This window comes from Paenibacillus hamazuiensis, from assembly GCF_023276405.1.
Lineage (GTDB): Bacteria > Bacillota > Bacilli > Paenibacillales > NBRC-103111 > Paenibacillus_AF > Paenibacillus_AF hamazuiensis.
The window spans coordinates 5,777,109-5,802,928 of the sequence record NZ_JALRMO010000001.1 but is presented as its reverse complement, the minus strand read 5'-3'; the positions used below and the strand labels follow the sequence as shown (position 1 = coordinate 5,802,928).

Annotated in this window: 21 protein-coding genes and 1 other annotated feature; of the genes, 10 read left to right on the top strand and 11 right to left on the bottom strand. The window is 55.3% G+C overall.

Features of this window, described 5'->3' with window-relative positions; genetic code table 11:
* Nucleotides 1-212 precede the first annotated feature (212 nt).
* The 4 genes from MYS68_RS25240 to MYS68_RS25225 form a co-directional block, all read right to left on the bottom strand.
* A complete protein-coding gene (locus MYS68_RS25240) occupies nucleotides 213-596 on the bottom strand; it encodes a nuclear transport factor 2 family protein (protein WP_248928493.1) in 384 nt (127 codons plus the stop codon).
* Between the two features lie 117 nt (nucleotides 597-713).
* A complete protein-coding gene (locus MYS68_RS25235) occupies nucleotides 714-1,562 on the bottom strand; it encodes a phosphotransferase (protein ID WP_248928492.1) in 849 nt (282 codons plus the stop codon).
* Nucleotides 1,563-1,607: 45 nt separating this feature from the next.
* Nucleotides 1,608-2,420 (bottom strand): GNAT family N-acetyltransferase, encoded by an 813-nt coding sequence (locus MYS68_RS25230; protein WP_248928491.1) that lies wholly within the window; start codon nucleotides 2,418-2,420, stop codon nucleotides 1,608-1,610.
* A gap of 184 nt (nucleotides 2,421-2,604) precedes the next feature.
* Nucleotides 2,605-3,270 (bottom strand): response regulator transcription factor, encoded by a 666-nt coding sequence (locus MYS68_RS25225; RefSeq protein ID WP_248928490.1) that lies wholly within the window; start codon nucleotides 3,268-3,270, stop codon nucleotides 2,605-2,607.
* 198 nt (nucleotides 3,271-3,468) lie between these two features.
* Between MYS68_RS25225 and MYS68_RS25220 the strand changes: the two genes are divergently transcribed.
* A complete protein-coding gene (locus MYS68_RS25220) occupies nucleotides 3,469-7,869 on the top strand; it encodes a glycoside hydrolase family 44 protein (RefSeq protein WP_248928489.1) in 4,401 nt (1,466 codons plus the stop codon).
* A 277-nt stretch (nucleotides 7,870-8,146) separates the two neighbouring features.
* Here the strand turns inward: MYS68_RS25220 and MYS68_RS25215 are convergent, their stop codons facing one another.
* Genes MYS68_RS25215 through MYS68_RS25200 form a run of 4 tightly spaced genes read right to left on the bottom strand, consistent with a single transcriptional unit; the run spans nucleotide 8,147 to nucleotide 12,061 of the window.
* A complete protein-coding gene (locus tag MYS68_RS25215) occupies nucleotides 8,147-9,154 on the bottom strand; it encodes a FecCD family ABC transporter permease (RefSeq protein WP_248928488.1) in 1,008 nt (335 codons plus the stop codon).
* Nucleotides 9,151-10,161 carry a FecCD family ABC transporter permease gene (locus MYS68_RS25210; RefSeq protein ID WP_248928487.1) on the bottom strand — a complete coding sequence of 337 codons (1,011 nt, stop codon included), beginning with the start codon at nucleotides 10,159-10,161 and terminating at the stop codon, nucleotides 9,151-9,153. The genes MYS68_RS25215 and MYS68_RS25210 overlap by 4 nt, the downstream gene beginning before the upstream one ends.
* Before the next feature lie 4 nt (nucleotides 10,162-10,165).
* Nucleotides 10,166-11,101 (bottom strand): iron-hydroxamate ABC transporter substrate-binding protein, encoded by a 936-nt coding sequence (locus MYS68_RS25205; protein ID WP_248928486.1) that lies wholly within the window; start codon nucleotides 11,099-11,101, stop codon nucleotides 10,166-10,168.
* Between the two features lie 24 nt (nucleotides 11,102-11,125).
* Entirely contained in the window at nucleotides 11,126-12,061 is a 936-nt protein-coding gene (locus tag MYS68_RS25200) for an iron-hydroxamate ABC transporter substrate-binding protein (protein WP_248928485.1), read from the bottom strand.
* A gap of 164 nt (nucleotides 12,062-12,225) precedes the next feature.
* Here MYS68_RS25200 and MYS68_RS25195 point away from each other — a divergent pair, with 164 nt between their 5' ends.
* The 6 genes from MYS68_RS25195 to MYS68_RS25170 all read left to right on the top strand — a co-directional run bounded on the left by MYS68_RS25195 (nucleotide 12,226) and on the right by MYS68_RS25170 (nucleotide 16,769).
* Nucleotides 12,226-13,275 carry an NAD(P)/FAD-dependent oxidoreductase gene (locus tag MYS68_RS25195; protein WP_248928484.1) on the top strand — a complete coding sequence of 350 codons (1,050 nt, stop codon included), beginning with the start codon at nucleotides 12,226-12,228 and terminating at the stop codon, nucleotides 13,273-13,275.
* 91 nt (nucleotides 13,276-13,366) lie between these two features.
* Complete coding sequence (locus MYS68_RS25190; protein ID WP_248928483.1) at nucleotides 13,367-13,948, top strand: hypothetical protein; 582 nt, start codon at nucleotides 13,367-13,369, stop codon at nucleotides 13,946-13,948.
* 149 nt (nucleotides 13,949-14,097) lie between these two features.
* On the top strand, nucleotides 14,098-14,682 hold the full coding sequence (locus tag MYS68_RS25185; RefSeq protein ID WP_420852158.1) for a GNAT family N-acetyltransferase: 585 nt from the start codon (nucleotides 14,098-14,100) through the stop codon (nucleotides 14,680-14,682).
* A 248-nt stretch (nucleotides 14,683-14,930) separates the two neighbouring features.
* The gene (locus MYS68_RS25180) at nucleotides 14,931-15,980 is read left to right on the top strand and encodes a hypothetical protein (RefSeq protein ID WP_248928481.1); all 1,050 of its coding nucleotides are present in this window, start codon (nucleotides 14,931-14,933) and stop codon (nucleotides 15,978-15,980) included.
* Between the two features lie 177 nt (nucleotides 15,981-16,157).
* Nucleotides 16,158-16,397, top strand: a complete 240-nt coding sequence (locus MYS68_RS25175) for a hypothetical protein (protein WP_248928480.1) — start codon at nucleotides 16,158-16,160, stop codon at nucleotides 16,395-16,397.
* A gap of 45 nt (nucleotides 16,398-16,442) precedes the next feature.
* On the top strand, nucleotides 16,443-16,769 hold the full coding sequence (locus tag MYS68_RS25170) for a hypothetical protein (protein ID WP_248928479.1): 327 nt from the start codon (nucleotides 16,443-16,445) through the stop codon (nucleotides 16,767-16,769).
* Nucleotides 16,770-17,303: 534 nt separating this feature from the next.
* Here the strand turns inward: MYS68_RS25170 and MYS68_RS25165 are convergent.
* The gene (locus tag MYS68_RS25165; protein WP_248928478.1) at nucleotides 17,304-19,019 is read right to left on the bottom strand and encodes an ABC transporter ATP-binding protein; all 1,716 of its coding nucleotides are present in this window, start codon (nucleotides 19,017-19,019) and stop codon (nucleotides 17,304-17,306) included.
* A gap of 97 nt (nucleotides 19,020-19,116) precedes the next feature.
* Nucleotides 19,117-20,121, bottom strand: coding sequence for a tryptophan--tRNA ligase (trpS, locus tag MYS68_RS25160; RefSeq protein ID WP_248928477.1), 1,005 nt, complete (start codon nucleotides 20,119-20,121; stop codon nucleotides 19,117-19,119).
* Nucleotides 20,122-20,380: 259 nt separating this feature from the next.
* Nucleotides 20,381-20,686 (bottom strand) — a binding site (T-box leader).
* Nucleotides 20,687-20,802: 116 nt separating this feature from the next.
* Between trpS and MYS68_RS25155 the strand changes: the two genes are divergently transcribed.
* Complete coding sequence (locus tag MYS68_RS25155; RefSeq protein ID WP_248928476.1) at nucleotides 20,803-21,723, top strand: S-layer homology domain-containing protein; 921 nt, start codon at nucleotides 20,803-20,805, stop codon at nucleotides 21,721-21,723.
* 339 nt (nucleotides 21,724-22,062) lie between these two features.
* Here the strand turns inward: MYS68_RS25155 and MYS68_RS25150 are convergent, their stop codons facing one another.
* A complete protein-coding gene (locus MYS68_RS25150) occupies nucleotides 22,063-23,241 on the bottom strand; it encodes a glycosyltransferase family 2 protein (RefSeq protein WP_248928475.1) in 1,179 nt (392 codons plus the stop codon).
* 134 nt (nucleotides 23,242-23,375) lie between these two features.
* On the opposite strand from MYS68_RS25150, the gene yyaC reads away from it, so the two are divergent.
* Together yyaC and MYS68_RS25140 are read left to right on the top strand one after the other, a co-directional pair.
* Complete coding sequence (gene yyaC / locus MYS68_RS25145) at nucleotides 23,376-23,939, top strand: spore protease YyaC (protein WP_248928474.1); 564 nt, start codon at nucleotides 23,376-23,378, stop codon at nucleotides 23,937-23,939.
* Nucleotides 23,929-25,752, top strand: coding sequence for an ABC transporter ATP-binding protein (locus tag MYS68_RS25140; protein ID WP_248928473.1), 1,824 nt, complete (start codon nucleotides 23,929-23,931; stop codon nucleotides 25,750-25,752). Before yyaC ends, MYS68_RS25140 begins: the two co-directional genes overlap by 11 nt.
* Nucleotides 25,753-25,820 lie beyond the last annotated feature (68 nt).

Genomic DNA, 25,820 nt, shown 5'->3' with positions numbered 1-25,820 from the left:
GGGTCGTTAAATGACCTGAATCTAAGGCTACTACTCCAGAATATTGGTGGGTTAAACTGCCCGATAGCATAACGATGGCAGCCGATCATTATGGCCGGCTGCCGTGGTGTCATGATTGAACTATCGTCCCCTTTAGCGTGGGACCGAAAGCCGACCGATTTGATTCGCGGCGGCTTCCCAAGATGTGAAACGCGAGCTATCTCGCCCTTCATTTAACTATAATCTTCAATTAACGATATTTTTCCTTCAAGAATCCCGAATACAGACTTCCCTTTTAATTGAATCGTTTCCCCGACCTTTAGTCCGTTAGGTAAATCAACAGCCAAAATTGCCTCGTACTCAATCTGTACTTCCGTTTTTTCGTCTGCAATACCAATGTCAGTAACCGTCTGACATCGACTTGAGAAAATCTTTGCTGACTTTTCTGCCAGCTCTCTAAACTCTTGTATTCCTACGGTCTCAGCGTTCATTTCACCATTAGAGAAATTCCTGAATACGACGTCTTTATATAAAAGGTCAATCATACTTTCAATATCAAATGAATTGTAGGCATCAATATATTTTTTGATGATTTCTTTGTTCTCTTCATAAATCATAGTCGGACTCCTTTCATTCAAACTGCCCGTTTAGCTTAGCGGGATCACTCGATTATCATTCACGACGTCCTCATTGTTTGCTTTTACACTATTGTTTCTGTTAGTCAATATGTAAAGCTATGAGTTCTTCCAGTGTAACGTCCAATAAGACCAGGCTTGTAAATACGCGATCAAATCCTTGGGATGATATTTAAGACATGTAGATAAACGGCTATAAAGAGCCAAGAGCATATCCCCGATTAGAACCTTCCTGTCGATCTCTTCTACAGTCTCCAACTCGCTCACTGTTTGTATGAGTGCGGGCATCGTCAGCTCGTCGGGCGAGGAACAGAAGGCATAGAGTAGATCATACCGCTTACGCCCAATAGCCGGGATAGGATCAATAACTCCGCTCAACTTCCCTTCAGTGAACAAAAAATTGTGAGCACCGAAGTCGCCGTGGAGTATGTATTTGTCTTCGTTGGCAATCACTTCCGCATGGATTTGCATAATGTAGGCGACGAGTTCATGATCTTCCGGCGGAAGATTTGCACCGATAACAGAACTGGCATAGCTAATCGATTCCTCCATGCTGGCCCGAGATTCCACATGCTTAAAGTGATCACCTGATTCCGGACGAACATACCGGCTGATTACCTGCCTCGTGAGTTTTTGCATAAGAGGAGTTTTGGCGCCATGTTCATACCGTGTATCCCCAGGAATGAAATCGTAGACGAAATAACGGAACTCCGGGTCGACATACCGAACAGATGGCAGAAGATCGATACCATCGTACAGATTTAGAAACCGAGTCTCGTTTCTGACTAACTCCCGGGGGTTTATTTTGACGACATAACGCTTCGATACTTCGGGTGTCCCTAACACACCGAGCATACTCATCGTGCCACCCTTCAACTCACTCCACTGGGTAACCGGCTCGGGCAACAACGCTCTAGTCATAATCTCATTGATGATATCCTGTAACATCAGGTTATGTATCCTCCTTAAATCGCAGTCCAAGGCTATAAACGATTAATGATTAAACCTTCTCCAAACGGCCTTTGTATAGGCAACGTAAAACCCCGCCTTGAGCAGGTTCCGGAATGAGGTGCTGCCGTATTCCGCTTGCGCGGTAACAATCTGACATCCTGCCTTTTTGGCATCCTCCATCCGAGCAGCGAGCATTGCCGACTGCAATCCGCGGCCCCTATAACCAGGAAGTGTCCCAGCCATTCCGAAACAGGCAATACCATCATCTCCCCTAAACATCATCGAGAAGGCAACAGGGACTTCGTCTAGATAACCGATGTATAACCACCAGCGAGGGTCCTGAAGAAGAAAGTAGAAACTTTCTTCGTTTTCGGCTATATCCGGGGGCAGTTCCAGGCTACGATGGAACAATTCCGCGAATAAACGCGCCTGATCCGGTTTGCATTTACTGACTTGCACGGAAACGGGCATCAAAGTATGAGCAAGTGAGGGCACCCCGTATAGTGCGGTGTGAAAGCCGTATTGGAAAAACCCTTTCTCCCGCAGAGCCAATGCCGTCGTCTCATCGAATTGGGACGGAATGAGATCCAATGCAAAGTCCGGATTTCTTGAATCATAGTGGTGCACGATCTCATCCAAACGACAAAGATCACGTGGACCGAGCCCCCACAATTTGTTAAAGTCGCGGGGAAGATTTTTTGCAGAAATCGCCGTCGCTTCCCCGAATTCCGTAAACATCACGTCAAAAGGATTTCCGGATCTGTTCGCAACCGCTTTCATTCGTCCGCTCATTACTTCAAAATCCGAGACTTCTATCCGATGAACGAGTTCTGTGGATAGTATGGGCATTTGCATGTAAACCCTCCAGTTATGAAATATCTTATCTTAAGCTTACCTGAACCACCATGATCCGAGGATGTCAAAAACAGTTATAATAAAACAAACCTGCTTTTATTGGAATCCCTCTTAATGTCGGCTGTACCCGATCATGGTTTCCTGGAGTGGATACTTCCCTTTTTCCAGGTACCGGCCAGCCGTTTCACTCATCCTTCAGCAGCTCTTTCAGCGCAATCATGGCCAGCGTCCGGTCGTTCGTTCCCACCTTGTTGTATATGGCGCTGACATAGTTTTTCACGGTGCCTTCCCTCATGATCAGCTGACTTGCGATGTCCCGGTTGCTCTTGCCTTCCAGCATCAGCAGCGCAATGTCTTTTTCCCGGTCGGTGAAGGTGATCCCGGACGCCTTCAGACGGCCTGCATCAATGCGGATTTGCGGGGAATGGCTCACCTGTGACAGCCGGCTCGCCAGCTTGGCGGCGATCACCGACGGCAGCATGAAATGCCCGTCCAGCGCGTCGCGGATCGACTGGATCAGCTTGTCCCCCGGCATGTCCTTCAGCAGAAAGCCGGTCGCTCCGCCCGCCAAGGCTTCGATAATATATTCGTCCTCCGTGAACGTCGTCAAAATCAGGATCAACTGCTCCGGATACAGCTGCTTGATCCGTTTCGTGCATTCGATGCCGTCCATCACCGGCATTTGGATGTCCATCAATATGATATCGGGAGACAGCTCGGCCGTAAGCTGAAGCGCCTCCTCACCGTTTCTGGCCGATCCGACGACGCGCATGTCCTCCTCCAAATTTAAAATCGTTTGCAATCCGTCCCGCATCAAGGCCTGGTCGTCGGCAATGAGGATGTCGATCATGGTGCTCCTACCCCCGTTCATTCTTTTAAAATCAGTATACCTTGGGCCACTCCCGCAGACAATGAGCATCCAAGACGATGACCGGTCACGTGCGGTTTTCATGACCGGGTCATCTCAAAAATGAGGAGTTGGAATCTGTTTTGCTTATCTGCAGCCACCGACAATGTTATGGAAGGGAAAACAAATGGAGGTGTCTTAATGAGGCAAAATGTATTATCGCGGATGCGCAGCATGGTGCTGATCGCGCTCGTGCTCGCGCTGACCGTGTCCGGCTTCGGCCCCGGCATCGACCGGACGGAAGCTGCGGCTGCTTCGAAGCTTGTCGTATTCGACGACGCGCTGCGAAACGGCTTCGTCAATTACAGCTGGGCAAAAGTAAATGTTAAGCAAAGCAAATACGTGCATTCCGGCACGTACGCCATATCCATGGTGCCGAGTGGCGAAGGGGGCCTTTATTTATATAAAGACCGAATCGTTTCGGCGTCCGACTATCCGTATCTGGAGTTTTGGATCCATGGCGGCGCTGCAGGCAATCAGAAGCTGCGCCTCGTGTTTAATTCGGGAGGCGAGCAAGCGGCGGAAACGCCTCTCGACAGCTTGCTGCCGGACAAGAAGCTGACGGCAGGCAAATGGCAGCTTGTCAGCGTGAAGCTGGCCGATCTGAATTTGCCAAGCGGCATTTTCGACGGCATCCTGCTGCAGGATACGAGCAAAGCCGAGCAGGGGGAGATTTATGTAGACGACATCGTTCTGACGAAGACGCCGTCCGCACCCGCTTCGGGCGGAGGGCAGACGCAAAGCCCGCCTCCCGTCAAGCAGCTGACCAATGTCGTGGTAACGCCTAATAACGTATCGCTGAAAGCGGGCGAAGCCGCTTCCCTTCAAGCGGCAGCCCAATACTCCGACGGTACGAACGAACAGGTGGCCGAGTTTGCGGCCTGGAAAACGAGCAATCCGCAGGTCGTCACGGTGGCAAACGGCATGCTCAGCGCGGTGGGCGCGGGAACTTCCGTCGTCACCGCGACTTATGGCGGACTCAGCGCCGCGTCGAACGTGACGGTGACGGCGATCGCTCCGCCTCCGGGTCCGGTTCCGGTCGTGGACGGGCTTGTCATTTACGACGAGCAGCTTCACGAACCGTTTGTCGATTACAGCAGTGCGCAGCATGACATTGCGCAATCGGCAACGGTGCACACCGGCACCCGCGCCATTTCGATGACTCCAAGCAGCAACACGGCGCTGTATTTGTTCAAATCCGACGGTCCCGTTATCGCAACCGGATATGAAAAGCTGGAGTTTTGGGTGAACGGCGGCACAGCCGGAGGCCAGAAGCTGAAGGTCGGATTTAACGACAGCGGCGCTCCGGCAGCCACGGTTGATGTGGACGGCGTCATCGCCGGCGGCCATATTCCGGCGGGTACATGGGCAAAGGTATCGATCGATTTGTCCTCGCTGAAGCTGCCGAACAATCTGTTTGACGCCGTATTTATCGGCGGGGTGGAAGGCGGCGCCGAATCGCAGCTGTTCATCGACGATATCGTGCTGACCAAGAAGGCCGTCGTGCGCACGTTAACGGGAATCAGCGCCTCGCCGGGCAGCGTATCGATCGTTGTCGGAGGCACAGCTTCGGTCCGGGCTTTGGCACATTACTCGGACGATACGTCGGAGCAGGTGACGGGGTCCGCGGCATGGAGCTCCGGCAACCCGCAGGTGGCAAGCGTGAATAACGGCGAAATAACGGCAGTGGCGGAAGGCACTGCGGCCGTAACCGCATCGTATCAAGGTTATACGGCGACAGTGAACGTAACGGTGACGAAAACCGCGCCGGAGCCCGTTCCGACCGGGGATGTAGCCGGCTTCGTCGTCTACGACGAGCAGGTGAACGAGCCGTTTAAGGATTTAAGCGGAGCGCAGCGCAATATGGCGCAAACAGCTGTCGTTCACAGCGGAACGAGAGCGATTCAAATGGATCCGAGCAATCATGCGGCATTGTATTTGTACAAGTCCGACGGCGTAGTGAACGTGGCGAAACACGACCGCCTCGAATTTTGGCTGAACGGCGGGTCGGCCGGCGGCCAGAAGCTGCAGGTGATCTTGAACGCCGGCGGCGCTCCCGCCGCAACTTTCGACGTCGACCCTTACATCGAGGGCGGAAGCGTACCGGCGAACGGATGGGCGAAGGTGCTTGTGAATCTGCCTGAGCTGAACATTCCGAACAATATTTTTGACGCGATTATCATCAGCGGGGCTACCGGCGGCAGCCAGCCGCAGCTGTATGTGGACGATATCCATGTATTGGAGAAATACGTGGCTCCTCCGACCGTGTGGGAAGTGTTGATGTCCTCGTATCAAATGATGCTGCTCCCGGGCGATACGGTGGGCCTGGGGCTGACGGCCAACCTCAGCAACGGAACCTCCGCAGAGGTGACGAAAAAAGCGGTCTGGACTTCCAGCGACCCGAGCGTGCTTTCAGTCGTTTACGGTCAACTGACGGCGAAGCAGCCGGGTATCGCCAAAATTACCGCAACGTACGAGGGACAAAGCACGGCGACGTACGCCCAGGTCACGACAGTATCACCGGTTACCGTGTACGATGACAAGCTTTCGGACGGATACGGCGATTGGGGCTGGGGCACACAAAAGCTGAACAATACCGCTCCGGTGCATTCGGGAACCCATTCCGTATCGTTTGCGGCCAAAGGGTATGAAGGCACATGGTTCCATAACGATGCGAAATACGAGACGAAAGAGTATTACGGCGCCGAGATTTGGGTGCATGGCGGCACGACCGGCGGTCAAAAGCTGCGGTTCGTGCTGCAGGACGGACGCAGCGTGGTCGGCAGCGTCCCGATCGAAACGTCGATTCCGGGAGGTATTCCCGCGAATGCATGGGCCAAAGCGACGCTGAAGTTTGCCGATATGGACATAACGAGCCCGACCTTCGACGGCATTGTCGTGCAGGCGTGGGGCGAGCAGAACCAGGGAACGATTTATTTCGACGATGTGGTTTTGCTGAAAAACGACAACGTGGTGACGCTGCCGGAGCCGGAGGTGAAGCACGTTTCCGTCTCGATCGATACGACGGCGGATCGCCGTCCGGTCAGCAAAGATATTTTCGGCGTCAACTTTGAAGAGAACCCGAGCGATGACGCTTCGCAAATGAAGTTTCCGCTGAAGCGCTGGGGCGGCAACCAGATGTCCCGCTACAACTGGGAGCTCGACGTGACGAACCGCGCCGCCGACTGGTATTTCCTGAATTACACGAACGACACGCCGGACCCGTCGCAGCTGCCTAACGGCTCGCTGTCCGACCGTTTCATTGCACAATCGATGGCGGATCAAACGAAGGTGCTGCTGCAAATTCCGACGATCGGCTGGACGCCGAAGAGCCGCGATGTGACCTGGGGCTTCTCGATTTCCAAATACGGCAGGCAATCCGGCAACGAATGCGACTGGCACGAGCAAAACTGCCACGCCGACGCGGGCAACGGGCTGATGCCGGACGGACGTACTTACAAAACGGGCAATAAACCGGAGGATACCTCCAAACCATACGGCCCGGATTTTATGGCAAGATGGATCGATCATTTGAAGGGCCGCTTCGGCAACTATGTCCGTTATTATGCGCTCGATAACGAGCCTGCGCTGTGGGGACATACGCACCGCGACGTGCATCCGGAAATGACGACCTACGATGAAATTTGGAACTACACCGTGCAGTACGGCTCGATGATCAAGCAAAAGGATCCGGAAGCCAAGGTGTTCGGTCCGGTTTCCTGGGGCTGGTGCGAATATTTCTACTCCGCGAAAGACGGCTGCTCCGCAGGCAGCGATGCCGCCGCTCACGGCAACAAGCCGTTCCTGGACTGGTACTTGAGCAAGGTTCGCGAATACGAGCAGGCGAATCATACGCGGCTCGTCGACGTGCTGGATATTCATTACTATCCGGCGGAAAACGGCATTACATTCACGAGCGACGAGTCGGCCGTTACGAGCAAACGCCGCCTGCAAGCTTTAAAATCGCTGTTCGATCCGAATTACGTCGATCCGAGCTCGTGGATTCAAGAGCCGGTGCGGCTGCTGCCGAGGATGCAGGAAATCATCGACAAGAACGCGCCGGGCACCAAGCTCGCCATCACCGAATACAACTTCGGCGACGGGGGCGGCATCAGCTCCGGTTTGGCGCAGGCGGAAGCGCTCGCCCTGTTCGCGCGCGAAGGCGTCGAGCTCGCAACCCGCTGGGGCGGTCTGCCGGCGAACACGCCGCTCGAAGACGCGTTCAAGCTGTACTTGAACTATGACGGCAGCGGCGGCGCCGTCGAAGGCGACAGCGTAAAAGCGACGAGCTCCAACTTCGACGCCGTCGGCGCCTACACGATCGTTTCGCCTGCGGGCAAGAAGTTCATTCTGCTGTTCAACAAAGACACGGTACCGCGTACGACGGACGTTGAGATCAACAGCGACCTGTCCGCTTCGGCGAAGGTATACCGTTTCGATGCCAGACAGCGCCTGCAGTTCGTGCAAAACGTAACCTCCTCGCAAAACTCCCTCTCCATTAACTTGCCGGCCCGTTCGGCGACGCTGCTCGTCAGCGAATAACTGCAAAAAACGGTTGGACAGGGGAGACCCTGCTCCAACCGTTTTTTGTCTGGAAACCCTAACAAGCGGAAGAATCCATTTGTCTATGGTGGGGGTATTCCCCTCCGACCACTCTTGAAAACGTGTAAATTTGAAAATATAAGCAGCGGTATTCACACGTTTTCAAAGGCGGCCCGTAAACTCTCCGGGGAATACCCCTCACACCTATCATGGGATTCACGTTGGAAACGGGCTTCGCAGTCTGGCGGTTGGACAGGGGAAACCCTGCTCCAACCGTTTATTTTTTAAAAAGAAGGAAAATAAAATAAGGCGCGCCGATCAACGCGACGACAATACCTGCGGGAATGCCGTCGGGGTCGGCCGCGTTGCGTCCGATCGTATCGGCAAGCAATAACAGAAAGCCGCCGATCAGAATGGCGATCGGGATAAAGAGCTGGTGCCGGGGACCGATCAGCGCTTTGGCAAGATGCGGGGCCATTAATCCGACAAACGCTATGCCTCCGGTTACCGAAACGACCGAAGCGGCCAAGGCGACGGCGGCAAGCAGCAGCACGATGCGCTCTCTTTGGACCGATACGCCGACACCTATGGCTGCAGGGTCGCCCAGCTGCAGAAGGTTAAGCCGGGCTGCCTTGTACAAAGCAAAAGGAATCAGCAGAGCCATCCATGGCAGTACCGCCCAAACGAACTTCCAGTCGTCGCCCCAAATGTTGCCGGACAGCCATTTCGCAATAAAATCGACCTTATGATAATCCGCGGAGGAAATCAGCACGATCATCGTCCCGGAAAGAGCAAGGGAGAAGCCGACGCCGATGAGAATGAGTTTGAACGGCTGGAGGCCGTCTTTTTTGCTGTATGAAAATAAATAAATGAGGCAGGCCGTGACCAGCGCGCCGGCGAATGCGGCGAGCGGCAGCAAATAGGCGAATGTGCCGGCCTCTATCGGGATAAACAGGAAAAAGACGGCCACAGCTACGCCTGCTCCTGAGTTGATGCCGACCATGCCGGGGTCGGCCAGATCGTTCCTTGTAATTCCCTGCAGGATAGAACCGGAGAGGGCCAGCGCCATGCCGGCCAGCAGCGTTATGCATATCCGCGGCAGCCGGAGCGAAAACAGCACGAATTCCTCCTTAAACGTTCCCTGACCAAGCAGGGTGGGAATCAGCCGGTTATAGGAAAGCGAGGAGTAACCCGTCCCCGCCCCGATAACGATGATGATAGCGATAAGCGTGAATAAGGCCAGCACAATGGCTCGCTGTTTTCGGATAAGAGCCCGGGGGATCATGAGAAGGTTTTACCCCCTTTGCGCGCGATCAGCAGGAAAAAAGGCAGCCCCATCATGGCGACAATTGCCGCCACCGGTGCTTCATAAGGCGAATTGACGGTACGGCCGAGCGTATCGGCAAAAAGCATCAGGACCGCGCCCGAAACGGCCGACATCGGGATGATGAAGCGGTAATCCGTACCGACGATCGCGCGCACGATATGCGGAACCATCAATCCGATGAAAGCCAAATTCCCGACCAGCGCCACCGAGGCCCCGGCGAGCAGAATGATGACGGCAATGAGAACCGACCGGATTTGCTTAATCTTTTGCCCCAGCCCGGCAGCGACTTCTTCGCTCAGGCTCAGAATGGTGAGTTGTCTGGAGAGGAGCAGAGAGATCGCGATCCCCAGCGTTATAAAAGGGACGATCACTTGAAGCTGGCCCCAGGTGGTGCCGATGAGTCCCCCCGCCGTCCACATGGACACATCTTTGGATATTTTAAACAAGATGCCGATACCTTCGGAAACCGCATAAAGAAACGTGGACACGGCGGCCCCGGCCAGCACGATCCGGATCGGGGACAAGCCGCCTTTTTTCATCGCGCCGATGCCGAAAACGAGGATGGCCCCGATGGCGGCCCCGGTAAAACAGACAAGCGTAAGCGCGAAGTAGTTCAGCGTCGGAGCAAACGCCATCGCCGCAGCAAGCGCAGCGCCGGCGCCCGCCGTCAGCCCGAGCAGTCCCGGATCGGCCAGCGGGTTTCTCGTGATTCCCTGCATGATGGCCCCGGAGACGGCCAGTGCCGACCCGACGAAAACAGCCGCGATTTCCCTGGGCAAGCGAATGTCGCGGATCATGGAAATTTTATCCCCGGAAGCATCGGTAAACATGGCGAGCGCGATATCCTTGACCGCAACCTCCGCAGCCCCCGACAGCATCGCCACGGCGAACATGCCGATGAGCCCGATGATTCCGGCAAGCAGCTTATATACAAACGGAATGGAACGTTGATTTTCTTTCGCCATCGCTTTACCCAGCCTTCTTTTCCAAAAAACCTTTTGTAAAAATGTCCAGCAAATAGTCCAGAGTGATCGGGTCGCTATACGAGGACGCTTTCGCATTGATTTCAATGACGCGGTTGTTTTTGACGGCGGGAATATTCCTCCACGTCTCGGTCTGGAGGAAGGAGCTGTCCGCCTCGGGGGTTTTGCTGAACACCATATAATCGCCGGCAAACTCAGGCAAAACTTCGATCGAGAAGGAGTGGTAGCCTTCCGTCAGCGTCAGCTGCTTCACCTTTTCAGGCATGCGAAGGCCCATGGCCTGAAACAATATTTCAGTGCCGCGCGCCCATTTGTCGCCGTATACGTAAAGCTCCTTGGCGCCGTTTTCGATCACGGATACCGTCGTATTTTCCCCGATGGCTGCCTTAATTTCTTTTCCGGCCGCTTCCGCGCGTTTTTTGAAATCATCCACCCATTGCCGGGCTTCCTTCTCTTTATTTAAAAGCTTGCCGATTTCCAGCTGCTGCGATAAATAGTCCAATTTCCCCCATGTGTACACGACGGTCGGCGCAATTTGTTGGAGTTTATCCAAATTTTTCATATAGGGCGCCGCAATGATGAGGTCGGGGTTCAGCTCGACGATTTTTTCCAGGTTTTCATCGGTCACGACCTCAACCCCTTGCAATTTCGCTTGAAAAAGGGGGTTCATATTGGTCCAGGGATCTACCCCTACGAGATTGCCGCCTAAAGCGATCACGTTGGGGGCGCTCGCAAGACCGACGATCCGCTTGGGATTTGCGGGCACTTCGACAGGGCCGTTCTCGGACTGATAGGTGACGGTTTCCGGTTTTTTGCCGCCGGCAGGCGAGCCCGGTTCTTTATCCGCAGCTTCTCCGCCTCCGCCGCATGCGCTTAAAACAAGCAATAACGATATAGCAAAAAGGAGCCATCTTTTTTTCATGCCTGAATCTCCTCGCTTACCCGGTTACTTGCCCAAAAAACTTTTCTTGAAAAATTCCAACTGGTTCTCGAGCGTCAGCGGATCGTTGAAATAAAACTCCTTGGCGTTGACCTCGAATACGCGGTTGTTTTTGACGGCAGGGATGTTTTTGTAAGTATCGGTTTGTATAAAAGAAAGCCCCGGATCATCAGCATATTTGCTGAAAACAAGATAATCGCCGACAAACTCGGGAAGCGCTTCGGCCGACAAGGCGAAAAACCCCGGCTTTAACGCCGTTTCCTTGATTTTGTCCGGCATGCCCAGCTTCATTTCCTGGTACAGGATTTCGCCGCCTCGGCCCCAATTGCTGCCGAAAACGTAAAGCTGCTTGTCGAAGTTTTCCATGATCGTCACCGTTGAGTTTGCGCCGATTTTTGCCCTGATCTCGTCGCCGGCCGCCTGCGCGCGCTTTTTGAAATCGTCGATCCAGGCTTGCGTTTCTTTTTCCTTGTTTACGAGCTTGCCGATTTCCAAGTGAAGTGACATATAATCGAGTTTGCCGTACGTAAAGGTAACCGTCGGGGCGATTTTCCCCAGCTTATCCACGTTTTTGATCGTCGACAGAGCGATGATCAAATCCGGATTCAGTTCGATGATTTTCTCGATGCTCTCGTCGCTGACGACCTGGATGCCCTTTAGCTTATCCTGAAAGCGCGGATTATCCATCGCCCATTTATCGATACCGACCAGCGGGATATTCAGCGCGAGCAAGTTGCCGGCGAAATTGGAAGAGAGGAGCACGACGCGTTTCGGATCGGCCGGAACCTCGATCGGTCCTTTTTCGGATTGATAGGTGATCGTCCCTGCCTTCTTGCCGTCTGCGGGCGAGCCGTTCCCGTCCTTGGCGGGTTCGCTGCCGCAAGCGCTCGTCATCCATATGAGCAGCAGCAAAATGACGAAGGGGACCGGTCTTTTATTCATGATCAGCTCTCCTTAAATGATAATGATTTTCAATATCAATAAACACTATAATAACAGCTTCCAGCATTGTCAATATTTAAATTTCCGATTGTCAAAATGAGAAATTAAGGGTATATTTTTATGATAATGAGAATCAATATCATTGAAATGGAGGGCGGCTGCGGATGAACAACGAGGAGCTTTTCGACGTTACGATCATAGGAGGAGGGCCTGCCGGGCTTTACTCCGCTTTTTACAGCGGGCTCCGGGAAATGAAAACGAAGCTGATCGAATACCAGCCGCATTTGGGCGGGAAGCTGCACGTCTACCCGGAGAAAATGATTTGGGATGTCGGCGGTCTGACGCCTATCCCCGGCGAAAGTTTAATCCGGCAGCTTGTCCAGCAAGGATTGACGTTTAACCCGACTATCGTGCTGAATGAAAAAGTGGAATCGATCTCGCGCAGCGAGGAGGGACTTTTTGTACTGCGCGGCTCTTCGGGGCGTAAGCACGTTTCGAAAACCGTCATCGTTGCCATAGGAGGCGGGATATTGAACCCGCAAAAGCTGGAGATTGAAGGCGCGGAGAGGTTCGAGGTGTCCAACTTGAACTACACGGTGAAATCCTTGAAGCATTTCAAGGACAAGACCGTGATCATATCCGGCGGCGGCAATTCGGCGCTGGACTGGGCCAACGAGCTTGTTCCCGTCGCGAGGAAAGTATATTTAACCTACAGAAAAGATGCCATGGCAGGTCATGAAGCTCAGGTCACTCAGCTGATGAACAGCTCGGCCGTTTGTTTTTTCAACACCACCATCACGAAGCTGATCGCCGGCGCTGACCATGAACGAATCGAGCACGTTGAATTGACCGGGCAGCAAACCGGCGAAGTCATCCGTTTGCCGATCGATGAGGTGATTATCAGCCACGGCTACGAACGCGATGCGTCGCTGCTCGAAAACAGCGATGTAAAGCTTGAGCTGGCGGACAATTATTATATTGCGGGCAATGCCGCTTGCGAATCGTCCGTAAAAGGCATTTACGGTGCGGGCGATATTGTAAAATACGACGGCAAGCTCAATTTGATCGCCGGCGCTTTCCAGGATGCGGCTAACGCAGTGAATCAAGCGAAGCTGTATATTCAGCCGGAAGCAAGCAAGTCGGCCATGGTTTCCTCCCACAATGAAGCGTTCAAGGAGCGCAACCGGGAACTGGTCAAGCGGATGATGGGATGAAGAAGACGGACAATCCGGTGCACGCGCTCGCATAAATTCCCCAATCTTGGAAAACAATAAGTCAAAACGAGATGCCATCCAGGAGGGGTTTATGCGAGTATTGGTTGCACTGATGATTACAGCGTTGATGTTGGGGGGCTGCCGGACGGCAGACCGGGAAGACGACATGAATGCGAAGAGCTTGCAAAAAACCGTGACGATCCAGCAGCTCAGCGGAACACTCGGCAAGCTGCCGCCGCCGCCGATGAGTCGGGACATCATGAACAAATCGGACGATGAGATCGTCAGCTGGATCAAGCAGGTCGACGATTGGACGCATAAAGTGCTGTCTTCGCCGTTGACGGGGGAAATGGACGAGCCGTCCATGAAGGCCATGCGCAGCCATTTGATGCAGGTATACAGCATGGACATGGCCGATAAACTGATCGGATCTTTTTACAACCAGGACCCGCAGATCAACACGTATCAGGCTGTCAGCACGGATGCGGTGCTGTCGCTGCGCAGCGTGTACCGCGACTATGATTTGAAGAAGTCGCAGCCGTCGCCGGATCAATACCGCATCGATCTGGTCGGCAGCACGAAAAACGACCGCCAGGAGGTTCGCGTCGAACATAATTCGGCCTACCAGGTGCAGGGCGATCGCCTCGTCATCACCGAGTTCCGCACCTCCTGACGATACCGGATGCCGACAATATGAAGCCGTCTCGTTTGTAAAGCCGCTCCGGCTGTGCAAGCGGGACGGCTTTTTGCTGAAAAATAGTTGTTGCTGCGGAACATATCGTATGTTATGGTTGATGGAAATATTTTCAAGGTGGGATGCAGATGAACTTCATTGCCGGCGATCCGATTTTATTTTCCATTCCCGAAAGTTTCGAAAGCAAGCGGCTTCTTATTCGCGCCCCGTTATGGGGGGACGGCGAAAAGGTCAACGAGGCGATCAAGGAGAGCATTGAAGAACTGCGTCCGTGGATGCCATGGGCGCAAAATATCCCTACCGTAGAACAATCGGAAGCGGAAATCCGGCGATCCAGGCTGAAGTTTCTGGAGCGTACGGACCTGAGATTGCTGCTGTTTTCAAAGGAATCCGGCCAGTTTGTCGGAAGCAGCGGCTTGCACAGAATAAACTGGTCCGCGCGCGCGTTCGAGATCGGCTACTGGGTACGCTCGTCTATGGCGGGGCAGGGCTACATTACGGAGGCGGTTAGGGCGATCACCTATTTTGCCGCAGGAGGGCTGCAGGCGAACCGCGTCGAGATCCGCTGCGATTCGCGAAACAAACGGAGCGCAGGCGTCGCCGAGCGGCTCAGTTTCAAGCTGGAGGGCATTCTTCGCTGCCATACGCTGGGGGCGGACGGTGAGTTAAGAGATACGATGGTGTTTGCCAAGGCGCGCGGCTCCGAGTTTTAGTTTTGGCGCTGTTTATGCCGAATAAAGCTGCAAGATACGGGTCCGCCCTACAGGGGCGGATTTTTTGCTGCCCGGAAGTATGCGCTGCTTGGTGTTTTGCACGCGTACGACTTGCGAATTAGCCGCCGACTGGCCTCGAGACGGAGGCAAAATCAATCCGCGGGCCGTTTTTGGAAAATACCGGTTCATTTACAATAAGACATGTAAGCAATTCCTATACAGAAAAAAGAGATAAGGTGGAGAGAACCATGATAAACAAAAAGAAACTGGCAGCAGGCATACTTTCGGCAGCATTGCTTTTTAACGGAACGATCATTTTGACGCAACCCGCATTTGCAGACGATGATTGGAGTTACAAAGTCGTCAAAGCTCCGCTCGATTCGCAGAAGGTGGTGGACGAATGGATGACCTACCTCGTGATGCGCGTATCCACGATTGCGGACAAAGACTACAACGACATCCAGGCGGAGCTTGCTTCCGGCGGTACGCTCGCTGAAGCTTCCGGCATCTCCGCATCCGAGCTGACCGCCAGGTTGAACCAGGCGGCCGATCAGATCGCAGCTGCGGCAGCCCAATCCTACGAGGCGAAGCCGGAGCAGATCGAGAAGCTGAGATCGGAGCTTTACGGCAAAACGGCGGATGCGCTGGTCAAACCCGGTTTTGCGTATTCGGCACGTCAAACCGGCTCCGATTTTACATCGCTTCTGAACGATCAATTGAAGTCGTTGGCATTCTCGGCTGCGCAGCTGGCCGGCAAAGATTATCAGGACGTGAGCGATGCACTGAATCAGGGAGGTACGATTCAGAACGCTGTCGGGCTTTCGGCCGGCTATTTGGTCTCCAAGTTGACGGAGCCTCTGGAACAACAGATACAAGAGGCGCATAATTCGGGCAACATTTCGAAAAAGCAGGCCGAACAGCTGGAGAAGCAGGCGGAGGAGAAGATTACGGCGGCGATCCAAACGCCGGGCGGCGCAGCCGCTCTTGCGGAAACGGCTAAATCGGGTGCGAAGATCGACGGCGCCGTCTTTTTCCAAAAGCGGCTGCAATCCATCATCAGAGATGCGTCTTTGTTAACGGCTAATTTTGATGCCGATGAGCTGGTTTACGAAATCGAGCATGGGAAAAGCTTGCTCAAAGCGACCGGTCTTTCCTCGGAGCAGCTTATTTCCGGCCTGCAGGGCATCTGGAGCAGCGATATCGACGACGCCTATCGGAATGGGCAAATTACGGCGAAGCAGGCCGAAGAGCTGCGTGACCAGGCGCGGCAGCTGATTGCATCGGCTGTAAGGGGATAAGTGAAGACGGCACGATGATGAGAGCAAAATAAAAAACCGGAACGATAGTGGAATGTTGATTCCTTATCGCTCCGGTTTTTGAGTTTTGTTGGATATGAGAAAATCGAGTTCATGCATAAAATGGATTTTTCCAGGAGATTTTAATTCAAATCGAATAATAAGGAGTTGAAGCGCTCAATGGCCCAACCTGAAAATGACTATGGGGTAATCGGCAGTAAAATCGAAGCGGATTCGGATGTGAATGAGGACCGCGATCGGGAGGCGCAATTAGACGACTCCTTTGAAGCCTGGTATGAAAACGTCGGCGATCAAGTGAAGCGGAAGCTGGATCTTACGAACGTTCCGCAGGCCAATGTGTTCGAGGCGGCAGCGGATTTAGACGAGGACGCTTTGGAGGATCAAAAAAATTTGCAATAAGACCAAGCCCTCGAGTCCGTTGGCGGATAATCGGGGGCTTTTATTATGCTGTCTATGAATGTTGGCCAGATTCGTGGTACAACTGATATTAATAGATTTGGGAATATCGTTAATGTGAAATATGGAAGGGTGCGATGTATTGTGAATGAAGGGATGTACGTTTTCAAGCATCGATGTCTGTATTATCAAATTACGAAAAAAGAAAATGTTTATGTGCTGGTGTTCCCTTTAGGGAGGGAGCATGCCAATATTCAAGATATGTTTGAAAATTGCACTATTTACAAGCTGGAATCCGGGGACGAATTGCAAATGTTCGACCATACCGGGCAGATTAACCGAGGAATTGAATTTTCAGCCGTTGGTTTCTTTTAAAAAAAAGAAACCGTGGATGAGATAGGTAAATTATTAAACAGTCGGCGTTAAGAGAAGGTCTTGTTGTGATGGGTGACAAAAACATAATATCCATAAAGAGCCGCGCAAATTACGGCTTTTATGCTTGTGTGACGGGCGATCGCATTTTTAGCCAGGCAAACGTAACCGAGGGTCGCCACGGTTTATGGTCGAAATTAAAAGACCGGGACTCCTTGATACTAAGGAATCCCGGTCTTTTTAATTTACTAACTCTGGGTGCCATCCCGCTAGTATAGGCGTCCCGTGTTCATAAATAGAGGAACGTATGTTTGTTATTTCCGAGTGTATGAGCATCTCTGGAAAAATAGAGGAACTGAGGTGCGCTAAATTGGTGAAAAATGGCGTGAGGATCTGAAAAACAGACAAATAGCGCACTGGAGTTCCGCAAATGTTCCAAAACGTCCGAAAACGACCCGTTTAGCGAACCATAGTTCCGCCATCGCTATGGTCCGCCCGGCTACACCGTTCTTTCCCTCGGCGTCAGCCATGTGCCGCCTACGCGAGCGTCTGCGCCTGATGCAGGCGGCTGTACACGCCGCCTGCGGCGACGAGGTCGTCGTGCCGGCCCTGCTCGGCGACGCCGTTTTCGGTGACGACGACGATCCGGTCCGCGCTGCGGATCGTCGCCAGCCGGTGCGCAATGACGAGTGTCGTCCGTCCCTGCGACAGCTCGGCGAGCGCGGCCTGGATCGCCGCCTCCGTTTCGGTGTCGAGCGCGGACGTCGCCTCGTCGAGAATCAGGATCGGCGGATTCTTGAGGAACATCCGCGCGATTGCGAGCCGCTGCTTCTGCCCGCCGGACAGCTTCACGCCGCGTTCGCCGATTTGCGTGTCCAGGCCCTGCGGCAGCGAAGCGATGAACGCGCCGAGGTGGGCGCGGCGCGCGGCTTCGAGGATCTCGGCGTCGGTCGCGCCGAGCTTGCCGTAGGCGATGTTGTCGCGGAGCGTGCCCGCGAACAAAAACACATCCTGCTGCACGATGCCGATGTGCGAGCGCAGCGACTGCAGCGTCATGCGGCGGATGTCCCGCCCGTCGATCGCGATGCTGCCCCCGTCCACTTCGTAGAAGCGGGGGATGAGGCTGCACAGCGTCGTCTTCCCGGCGCCGGACGGGCCGACGAACGCGACCGTCTCGCCGGCGCGCACGCGCAGGTTGATGCCGCGCAGCACCTGCGCATGGCCTTCGTAGCCGAACGACACATCGCGGAATTCGATGTCGCCGCGCAAGCCCTGCACGCGCACTGCGTCCGGCGCGTCGACGATATCCGGCTCGGTGTCGATGATTTCGAGAAACCGCCGGAAGCCGGCCATGCCTTTCGGGTAACTTTCCATAAACGCGTTGATTTTCTCGATCGGCTTGAAGAAAATGTTCGTAAACAGCAGAAACCCGACGAATTCGCCGTACGTCAGCTTGCCGCGTACGACAAACCACGAGCCGCAGATGAGCACGACCAAAGCGATCAGCCGCATCAGCATATACATGCCCGACGCGCTGTACGCGATGATCCAGTACGACCGTAGCTTGGCGCTGCGGAACCGGCGGTTGCTTTCGGAAAATTTGGCGAGCTCATGCGCCTCGTTCGTAAACGACTGCACGACGCGGATGCCGGACACGCTGTCCTCGACCTGCGCGTTGACGTCGGCGATATCCGCAAACATTTTGTCCGCAGCCCGGACAAGCAGCCGGTTGAACAGCACGATGAGCCAAATGATGATCGGCACGATAACGAAGGTGATCACCGCGAGCTGCCAGTTGATCGTCATCATGATCGCAAACGAGCCGAGCAGCGTCATGGCCGCGATAAACAGATCCTCCGGCCCGTGATGCGCCATCTCGCCGATCTCGAACAAATCGTTTGTCAGCCGCGACATCAGGTGCCCGGTCTTGTGATTGTCGAAGAAGCGGAACGACAGCCTCTGGATATGCGTGAACAGCTGCTGGCGCATATCGTATTCGATGTTGATGCCGAGCTTGTGGCCCCAATAGGTGACGATAAACTGCAGTCCCGTGCTCATCATGTACAGCACCAGCAGCCCGGCGCACGCCCAGACGATCCAGCCCCAGCTTTGGCTCGGCAGCAGCGTGTCGACGACCCATTTCACCGCAAGCGGAAACGAAAGCTCCAGCAGAGCCGCCAAAACGGCGCAGCCGAAATCGAGCAAAAACAGCTTCTTATGCGGCGCATAATACGAGAAAAACCGGCGTACCAAAGCATCACATCCTTACCTGTTCGGTTTGTATGCTTGCATTATAGTTCCGCCCGCCGCACTCGGCAAGAGAAAATTCCGTTTTATCCCAACCGGCCCATCACCGGAAAAAATAATCGAGCCCCATCGCTTCGCGGACTTCAAGCATCGTCTCCTTGCCCAGCTCGCGCGCCCGATCCGTCCCGGCAAGCAAAATCTCCTTCACCCGTTCGGGACGCTGCTCATAAAACGCCCGCCGCTCCCGCATCGGTTCAAGCAGCCCGTCGATCGCCGCGGCGACCAGCTTTTTGCAGCCGCTGCAGCCGATCGTACCCTTGGTGCAGCTTTCGCGGATTTCCGCGGCCCCCTCCGGTCGGAACGCTTCGTGGTAAGAGTAGATCGGGCATATGTCCGGATGTCCCGGATCGTCCTTGCGCACGCGTGCCGGATCCGTGACCGCCTTGCGAATCCGGCTCTCCAGCTCCTCGCGCGACGAATCCAAAGCGATCGCGTTGCCTTGGCTTTTGCTCATTTTCCCGTGCCCGTCGAGGCCGGCCAGCCGCGGCACGTCTCCGACGACGGCGCGCGGCTCCACCAGCACCGGGCGGTACAGCTCGCCAAACCGGCGCACGATTTTGCGCGTCAGCTCGAGGTGGGGGAGCTGATCCTCGCCGACCGGGATAATCGTCGCCTTGCAAAACGTAATGTCCGCGGCCTGACTGACCGGATAGCCGAGGAAGCCGTAATACATTTCGTCCAGCCCGCTGCCTTTCGATTCGGCTTTTACCGTAGGATTGTGGCGCAGCGCATTAACGGTGACGAACATCGAATAAAACACCGTCAGCTCGGCGATTTCCGGCACCATCGACTGCACGAAAATAAACGACTTCTCCGGATCGATGCCGGCAGCCAAATAATCGAGCGCGACATCGAACAAGTGGCCGCGAATCAGCTCCGGTCTATCGAAATGCGTCGTCAGCGCCTGCACGTCCGCAAGCATGACGAGCGTTTCATACTGCGACTGCAGCTCCACCCGGTGCTTCAGGCTTCCGACGTAATGGCCGATGTGCAGCCTTCCGGTGACGCGGTCGCCCGACAATACGCGTTCTTTCAAACTTTTTTCCATATGAACTCCTCCTTGACGAGTCCCCCAAAAGTGAAGCGAACCTCTGCAGCCTATTCCTGTTACTTTTGGGGGAGCCCCCGAAAAACGAGTCCCCCAAAAGTGAAGTGAACCTCTGCAGCCTATTCCTGTTACTTTTGGGGGAACCCCCGAAATGAATTGACTTGCCGAACAATCCGACGCTGCGCCACCACCAGCCATCCTCCATGGCCATCACCCCCCTTCGATACCAACGCCCGAAAACGCAAAAAAACCTCGTCCGCATAAGGACGAAGTTGTCGTGGTGCCACCTTAATGAACCGAATCCCGGCTATGTGCCACTCGGTCCGCTCTTCCGGGTACGGAGCTGTTTCAACGTCAGGCTAAACCGGCGCTCGCTCGATACCTTTCCCGTGATAACGGCGGGATGTCCCGGCTTTGCCTAATTGAGCTTCGGGCAGAGCCCGAGAGGCCGTTCGGCAAGCAACTCCGAAGTCCATTCGCTGTTCGGCCAGCGCCGGTTCGCACCACCCACCGGCTCTCTGAAGCTTCCTCCGCCCAGCTACTTACCCTTCATCGACGTTGTTAATGATACATTCTAGTGCGGTTTGGCAAAATAGTCAATACACCGTGCAACTTTTTTCCAAACCGGATCGTCTGAAAGAGTGCTCCGGAGCAAAAATACGAAGAATGGAGAATTCGTTTATGAAAAAATGGTTTATGCTGATGTTGACGCTGCTGCTCGCGGTTTCCGCATTCGGCGGGACCGTATGGGCGTTTTCCGACCTGGACAATGTCGACGGCAAAGAGAAGATCGCTTCCCTGCAAAGCCGCGGCATTGTGAGCGGGGTGGACGGAGAGCATTTTCAGCCTCGCGGCAAAGTGAGCTACGCACAAGCGGTGCATATGGTCGTTAAAGGACTGAAGCTGAATATCGATAACATCAAGTTCATCAAAGAACCGAAAGCGAGCGACTATTTCACTTCCGTGCCGGACGATGCCTGGTATGCGCAATCGTTTATTATCGCCCAGCTGAACGGGCTGCCGCTGGCTAAAGACGTTAATCCGAATGCGGTCATTACCCGCGAGCAGTTCGCCGACCTGCTCATGCAGGCTGTGCTCAAAACCGGGGACTACGCATTCGTCAAAATGCTGATGGTTTACGCCGACGAGGACGAGGTCGATCCGGCTTACAAAAACAGCATTCAACTGCTGCTGCTCGGCAAAATCGCATCTCTCGACAAAGACCGGAGGTTTTATCCGAAGCAGGAGCTGACCCGCGGTACGGCGGCGGTTTGGCTGCACGACGCGATCAAGTTTGTCGAGAGCCACGGCGGCAAGGGCAGCGCTCCCGAAGAGCCTTCCCAGCAGGAGCAGGTTGCCGTGACGGTGGAAAAAGTAAATGACGACGTGAACAAGGTCACGTTGTCCTGGGGGCAAAAGCCGAACCCGGGGTATGCGGTCCAAATTGCCGGCATCGACTTTACCGATGCGGGTATCGCGGAAATCCGCTACACGCTGAGCTATCCGGATCCGGATAAAAGCTACGCGGCGGTTATTACCGAACCGAAGGCGGATACTTATGTTTCGTCGAAGTACCAGGCTGTCGCCAAGCTTGTGAAATAATGCTGAATTGTTCTTGTGAAACCGATTCGATATGCCTCTTGAAAGCGCGGAGCCTCGTCTCCGCGCTTTTCATTTTGTCCGGGGCCGGGACAACGAAAAAGGCCGCTCGCAGGCATGAAGCGCTGCAGGCGGCCTTGGTATTTACATGGAACCCAGGTTATGATAAGCGGCAATAAGCGCGATCGTCAGTCCCAGGGAAACTAACGCATACGCCAGTTGTCTGAATGACCACTCGTTCATAGCAGGTCCTCTCCTTCGTCCGGACGCGTCAACCGCGTCTTTGTATAATTATATTTTACATGAACGCAGCAGTGCGCAGTGTTAAGGTTTCGTAAAAAATCACTTGCCTCTCATCCGCTTCAGCTCGTGCAAAGGATAAAACGTCCCGCGCCACATGATGCCGCCGCGGCGCAGCGTTAGGCCTACGGAGCGGGATATCACCCAGACGAACAGAAGCACCGTAAGCGGAAGCGCGGCGATTTCCGCTCCGGCCTTGGCGCCCAGGGTACGGATGTGCACCGCGTACAGCGAAGCCATCAGGATCGCGGACAAGCCGTACAGCAAGGCCGTGTTTACTCCGAACAGCCACAATCCGACCCAGGGGAACAAGAACAGCAGGAGCTGCCCGGCGGTGGCCGATACGGCAAGCCCGGTCCGGTAACCGAAGCCGGAAAAGACGTTTTTCTCCAGGCCGCGGACCGCCTCGGGCAAATCCGCGTACCATTCGACTTCCAGCGAGTCGGCCGCCGAAGCCAGGCGCTGGCGCAAGCCGGCTTGCTTGACGCGCAGCCCGAGCTGCAGATCATCGTCAGGCCGCATCGCGATCGCCATGTGCGTGCCGATCGCCTCGTAGGCGCGGCGGGTCAGCAGGTTGAAGGCGCCGATGCCCATGCCGAAGCGGCGCTGGCTGTCGATGTTGCTCCGCCATGGGCGGATAAACAGGCTGAGGCTGAAGAAGAAGTAACGCACGAACGCTTTCAGCCAAAAGCCTTTCGCAATGATCGCGGGCGCGAGCGTCACGTGGTCGGCCTGCTCGCGCTGAAGAAAGGCGACGGCATCCTGAATCGCGTCCGGCCGGAAACGGATGTCGGCATCGGTGAATACAATGTATTGTCCCCGCGCTTCCAGGTAGCCTTGGTAAAGCGCGTGATTTTTCCCCAGCCAGCCTTTCGGCAGGCTTGTAATATGAATGACCTTGAGCGAAACGGGAATATCGCGCTTGCCTTCGGACCACCGCTTGAGCTCGTCCAGCCTGAGGCCGGTCGCGTCCTGCGACCGGTCGTTGACGGCGATGATTTCCAGGCGCGGGTACGTTTGGCGCAGCAGGTGGCGGACGGTGTCGCGGATGGACGCCTCCTCTTCCTTGGCGGCGACCACGACGGAAACGAGCGGCGGCGGTTCGGCAATCGGCAAACCGCGGGGCAGCCGGTGCATGAGTCGGGCGGCGCGCGCCGTATCGACCAGCACGTACAGCCAATAAACGAGTATGAAAAGCGCGATGACGGCAGGGGCGGTCATGGGCAGCACCTCGCGAAGTCGGGTGTGATTTCGAACATGATTTTGTCGGCATTATAACACGATGCTTCGCATACAAACAAATACGCAGGCGGATATGGTACAATATGGGGTAGCATGGAGTTCAGGAGGAACGTATGGACGGTAGCTGGGATCACCGAATGTTTCGCAAAAAGCTGAAAGGAAGCGAGCTGGAATCGTTTTTCCGGTACATTCGGGAAGAGCCGCTCGAGGCGGATCAGCTTGTATTTTTATGTATCGGGACGGACCGGTCGACAGGGGATGCGCTCGGACCGATCGTCGGCACGATGCTGGAGGATGCCGGATATGCTCACGTGATCGGCACGCTGCGCAGGCCGTTCGATGCGAGCAACATGCTTGCCCGGCTGCAGGAAATTCCGCCCGGGAAAAAGGTGATCGCCATCGACGCATGTCTTGGTCAAGCGGCGTCAGTCGGCTGCTTCCAGGTATCGAATCAGCCGCTGATGCCCGGCAAGGCGGTCGGGATGGGGCTTCCCGGCGTCGGCGATTACGGGGTGGCGGCGATCGTCAACGTCGATGAAGGCAACAAATATTCGATCCTGCAGAGCACCTCGCTGTACAAGGTGCTCGAAATGGCGAAGGCGATCGCCCGGGCGGTGATCGCCGTATTCCCGCTGGAGGAGGACTCGGAGGAAGGGGAGGATTCGGATGAGACATGACGGCATCCGTTTCGACGGCGGTTTGGATAAGCATTTGGGGAACCGGAGCAAAGCGACGCTGAAGGATGTGTCCGTGCGGCGCATCTTTTCTTTGTTCCGCGGATATTACTGGCCGCTCGCGGCGATTTTGCTGCTGGCGCTCGGGGCGGCGCTCATCGGGCTGATCCCGCCGCTCGTGATGAAGGAGATCATCGACCATGCGATCCCCGAGCGCAACATGAGCATGCTGTTTACGATGGTCGGGCTGATGGTGCTGCTGCCGCTGGTCAGCGGCCTGCTCGGCGTCTGGCAAAACCACGAGAACACGAAGGTCGGTCAAGGCGTCATGCGCGACTTGCGGCATTCGCTGTTCGTCAATCTGCAGCGGCAGTCGATGGCTTTTTTTACGAATGCGAAGGCGGGCGAGCTGATCCAGCGGCTGACGGGCGACGTGCAGGCGGTGCAGGGCGTCGTGACGACGCTCGTCGTGCAAACCGTGACGCAGGCGGTTATCGTCATCACGTCGGTAGCGATTTTGTTTGCGCTCGATTGGCGGCTCGCCTTGCTGTCCGTCGTCATCCTGCCAGTGTTTATTTTGCCGGTGCGCAAGGTATCCGATTTGCGTAAGCGCTTGCGCATCGAAACGCAGCGGGTGCGCGGCGAGATGTCGGCGCAGCTGGGGGAAATTTTCGGCGTTTCGGGGGCGCTGCTGACGCGGATTTTTCAAAGGGAGCCGGATCAGCAGCGAAAGTTCGGCGAGCTGAACCAGCGGGTGATGGACCTGGAGCTCAGGCTGAATCTCGTCGGCCGCTGGTACGGCATGGTCATCGGTTTGCTCGGGCCGCTCGGCACCGCGCTCATTTATTTGTACGGCGGCTACAACATCATTCATGGCACGATGACGATCGGCGCAATCGTCGCCTTTACGGCGTATCTCGGGCGGCTGTACGGGCCGGTCGGCACGCTTTTGAATTTGCACGTGGAAGTCGGCACCGCGCTCGGCGTGTTCCAGCGCATTTTCGAATACCAGGATTTGGAGCCGGATATTGTCGACTCCCCTCGGGCCGCCGAGCTGCCGACAGTGCGGGGGCACGTGGAATTCCGCAACGTGTCGTTCGCCTACAAGCCGGGACAATATGCGCTTCGCCACGTCGGCTTCGAGGTCGAGCCCGGCGAGATGGTCGCGGTGGTCGGCCCGAGCGGCGCCGGCAAATCGACGCTGATCGGGATGCTTGCGCGGCTGTACGACCCGACCGAAGGCCGGGTGCTGCTGGACGGGCACGACCTGCGGGACGTGACGCTGGCCAGCGCGCGCAGCCAGGTGGCGTTCGTGACGCAGGAATCGTTTATGTTTCATGCGACGGTGCGCGAGAACCTGCTGTTTGCGAAGCCGGATGCGACGCAGGAGGAGCTGGAGACGGCGTGCCGCCAGGCGTACATCCACGACCTGATCGCCTCGCTGCCGGAAGGCTACGATACGATGGTCGGCGAGCGGGGGCACCGCCTGTCCGGCGGGGAACGGCAGCGGATCGCGATCGCCCGCGCGATTTTGAAAAATCCGCGCATCCTCGTGCTGGATGAAGCGACCTCGCACCTCGACTCCGAGTCCGAGGCTTATGTACAGTCCGCGCTCGAGCAGCTTATGCGCGGCCGCACGACGCTTGTCATCGCGCACCGCCTGTCGACGGTGCTGGCGGCCGACCAGATCGTCGTGCTGGACGGCGGCCGGCTCGTCGAGAAGGGGACGCATGCGGAGCTGCTCGCGAGGGACGGCCTGTACGCGCGGCTGTACCATACGCAGTTCGCCAAAGCGACGGCGAGCGCGGAGTCGTAAGCGGCAATACCGGATAACACCAGACCGATCCTATTTTGGGATCGGTTATTTTTGTTTGGCAGGGCGCG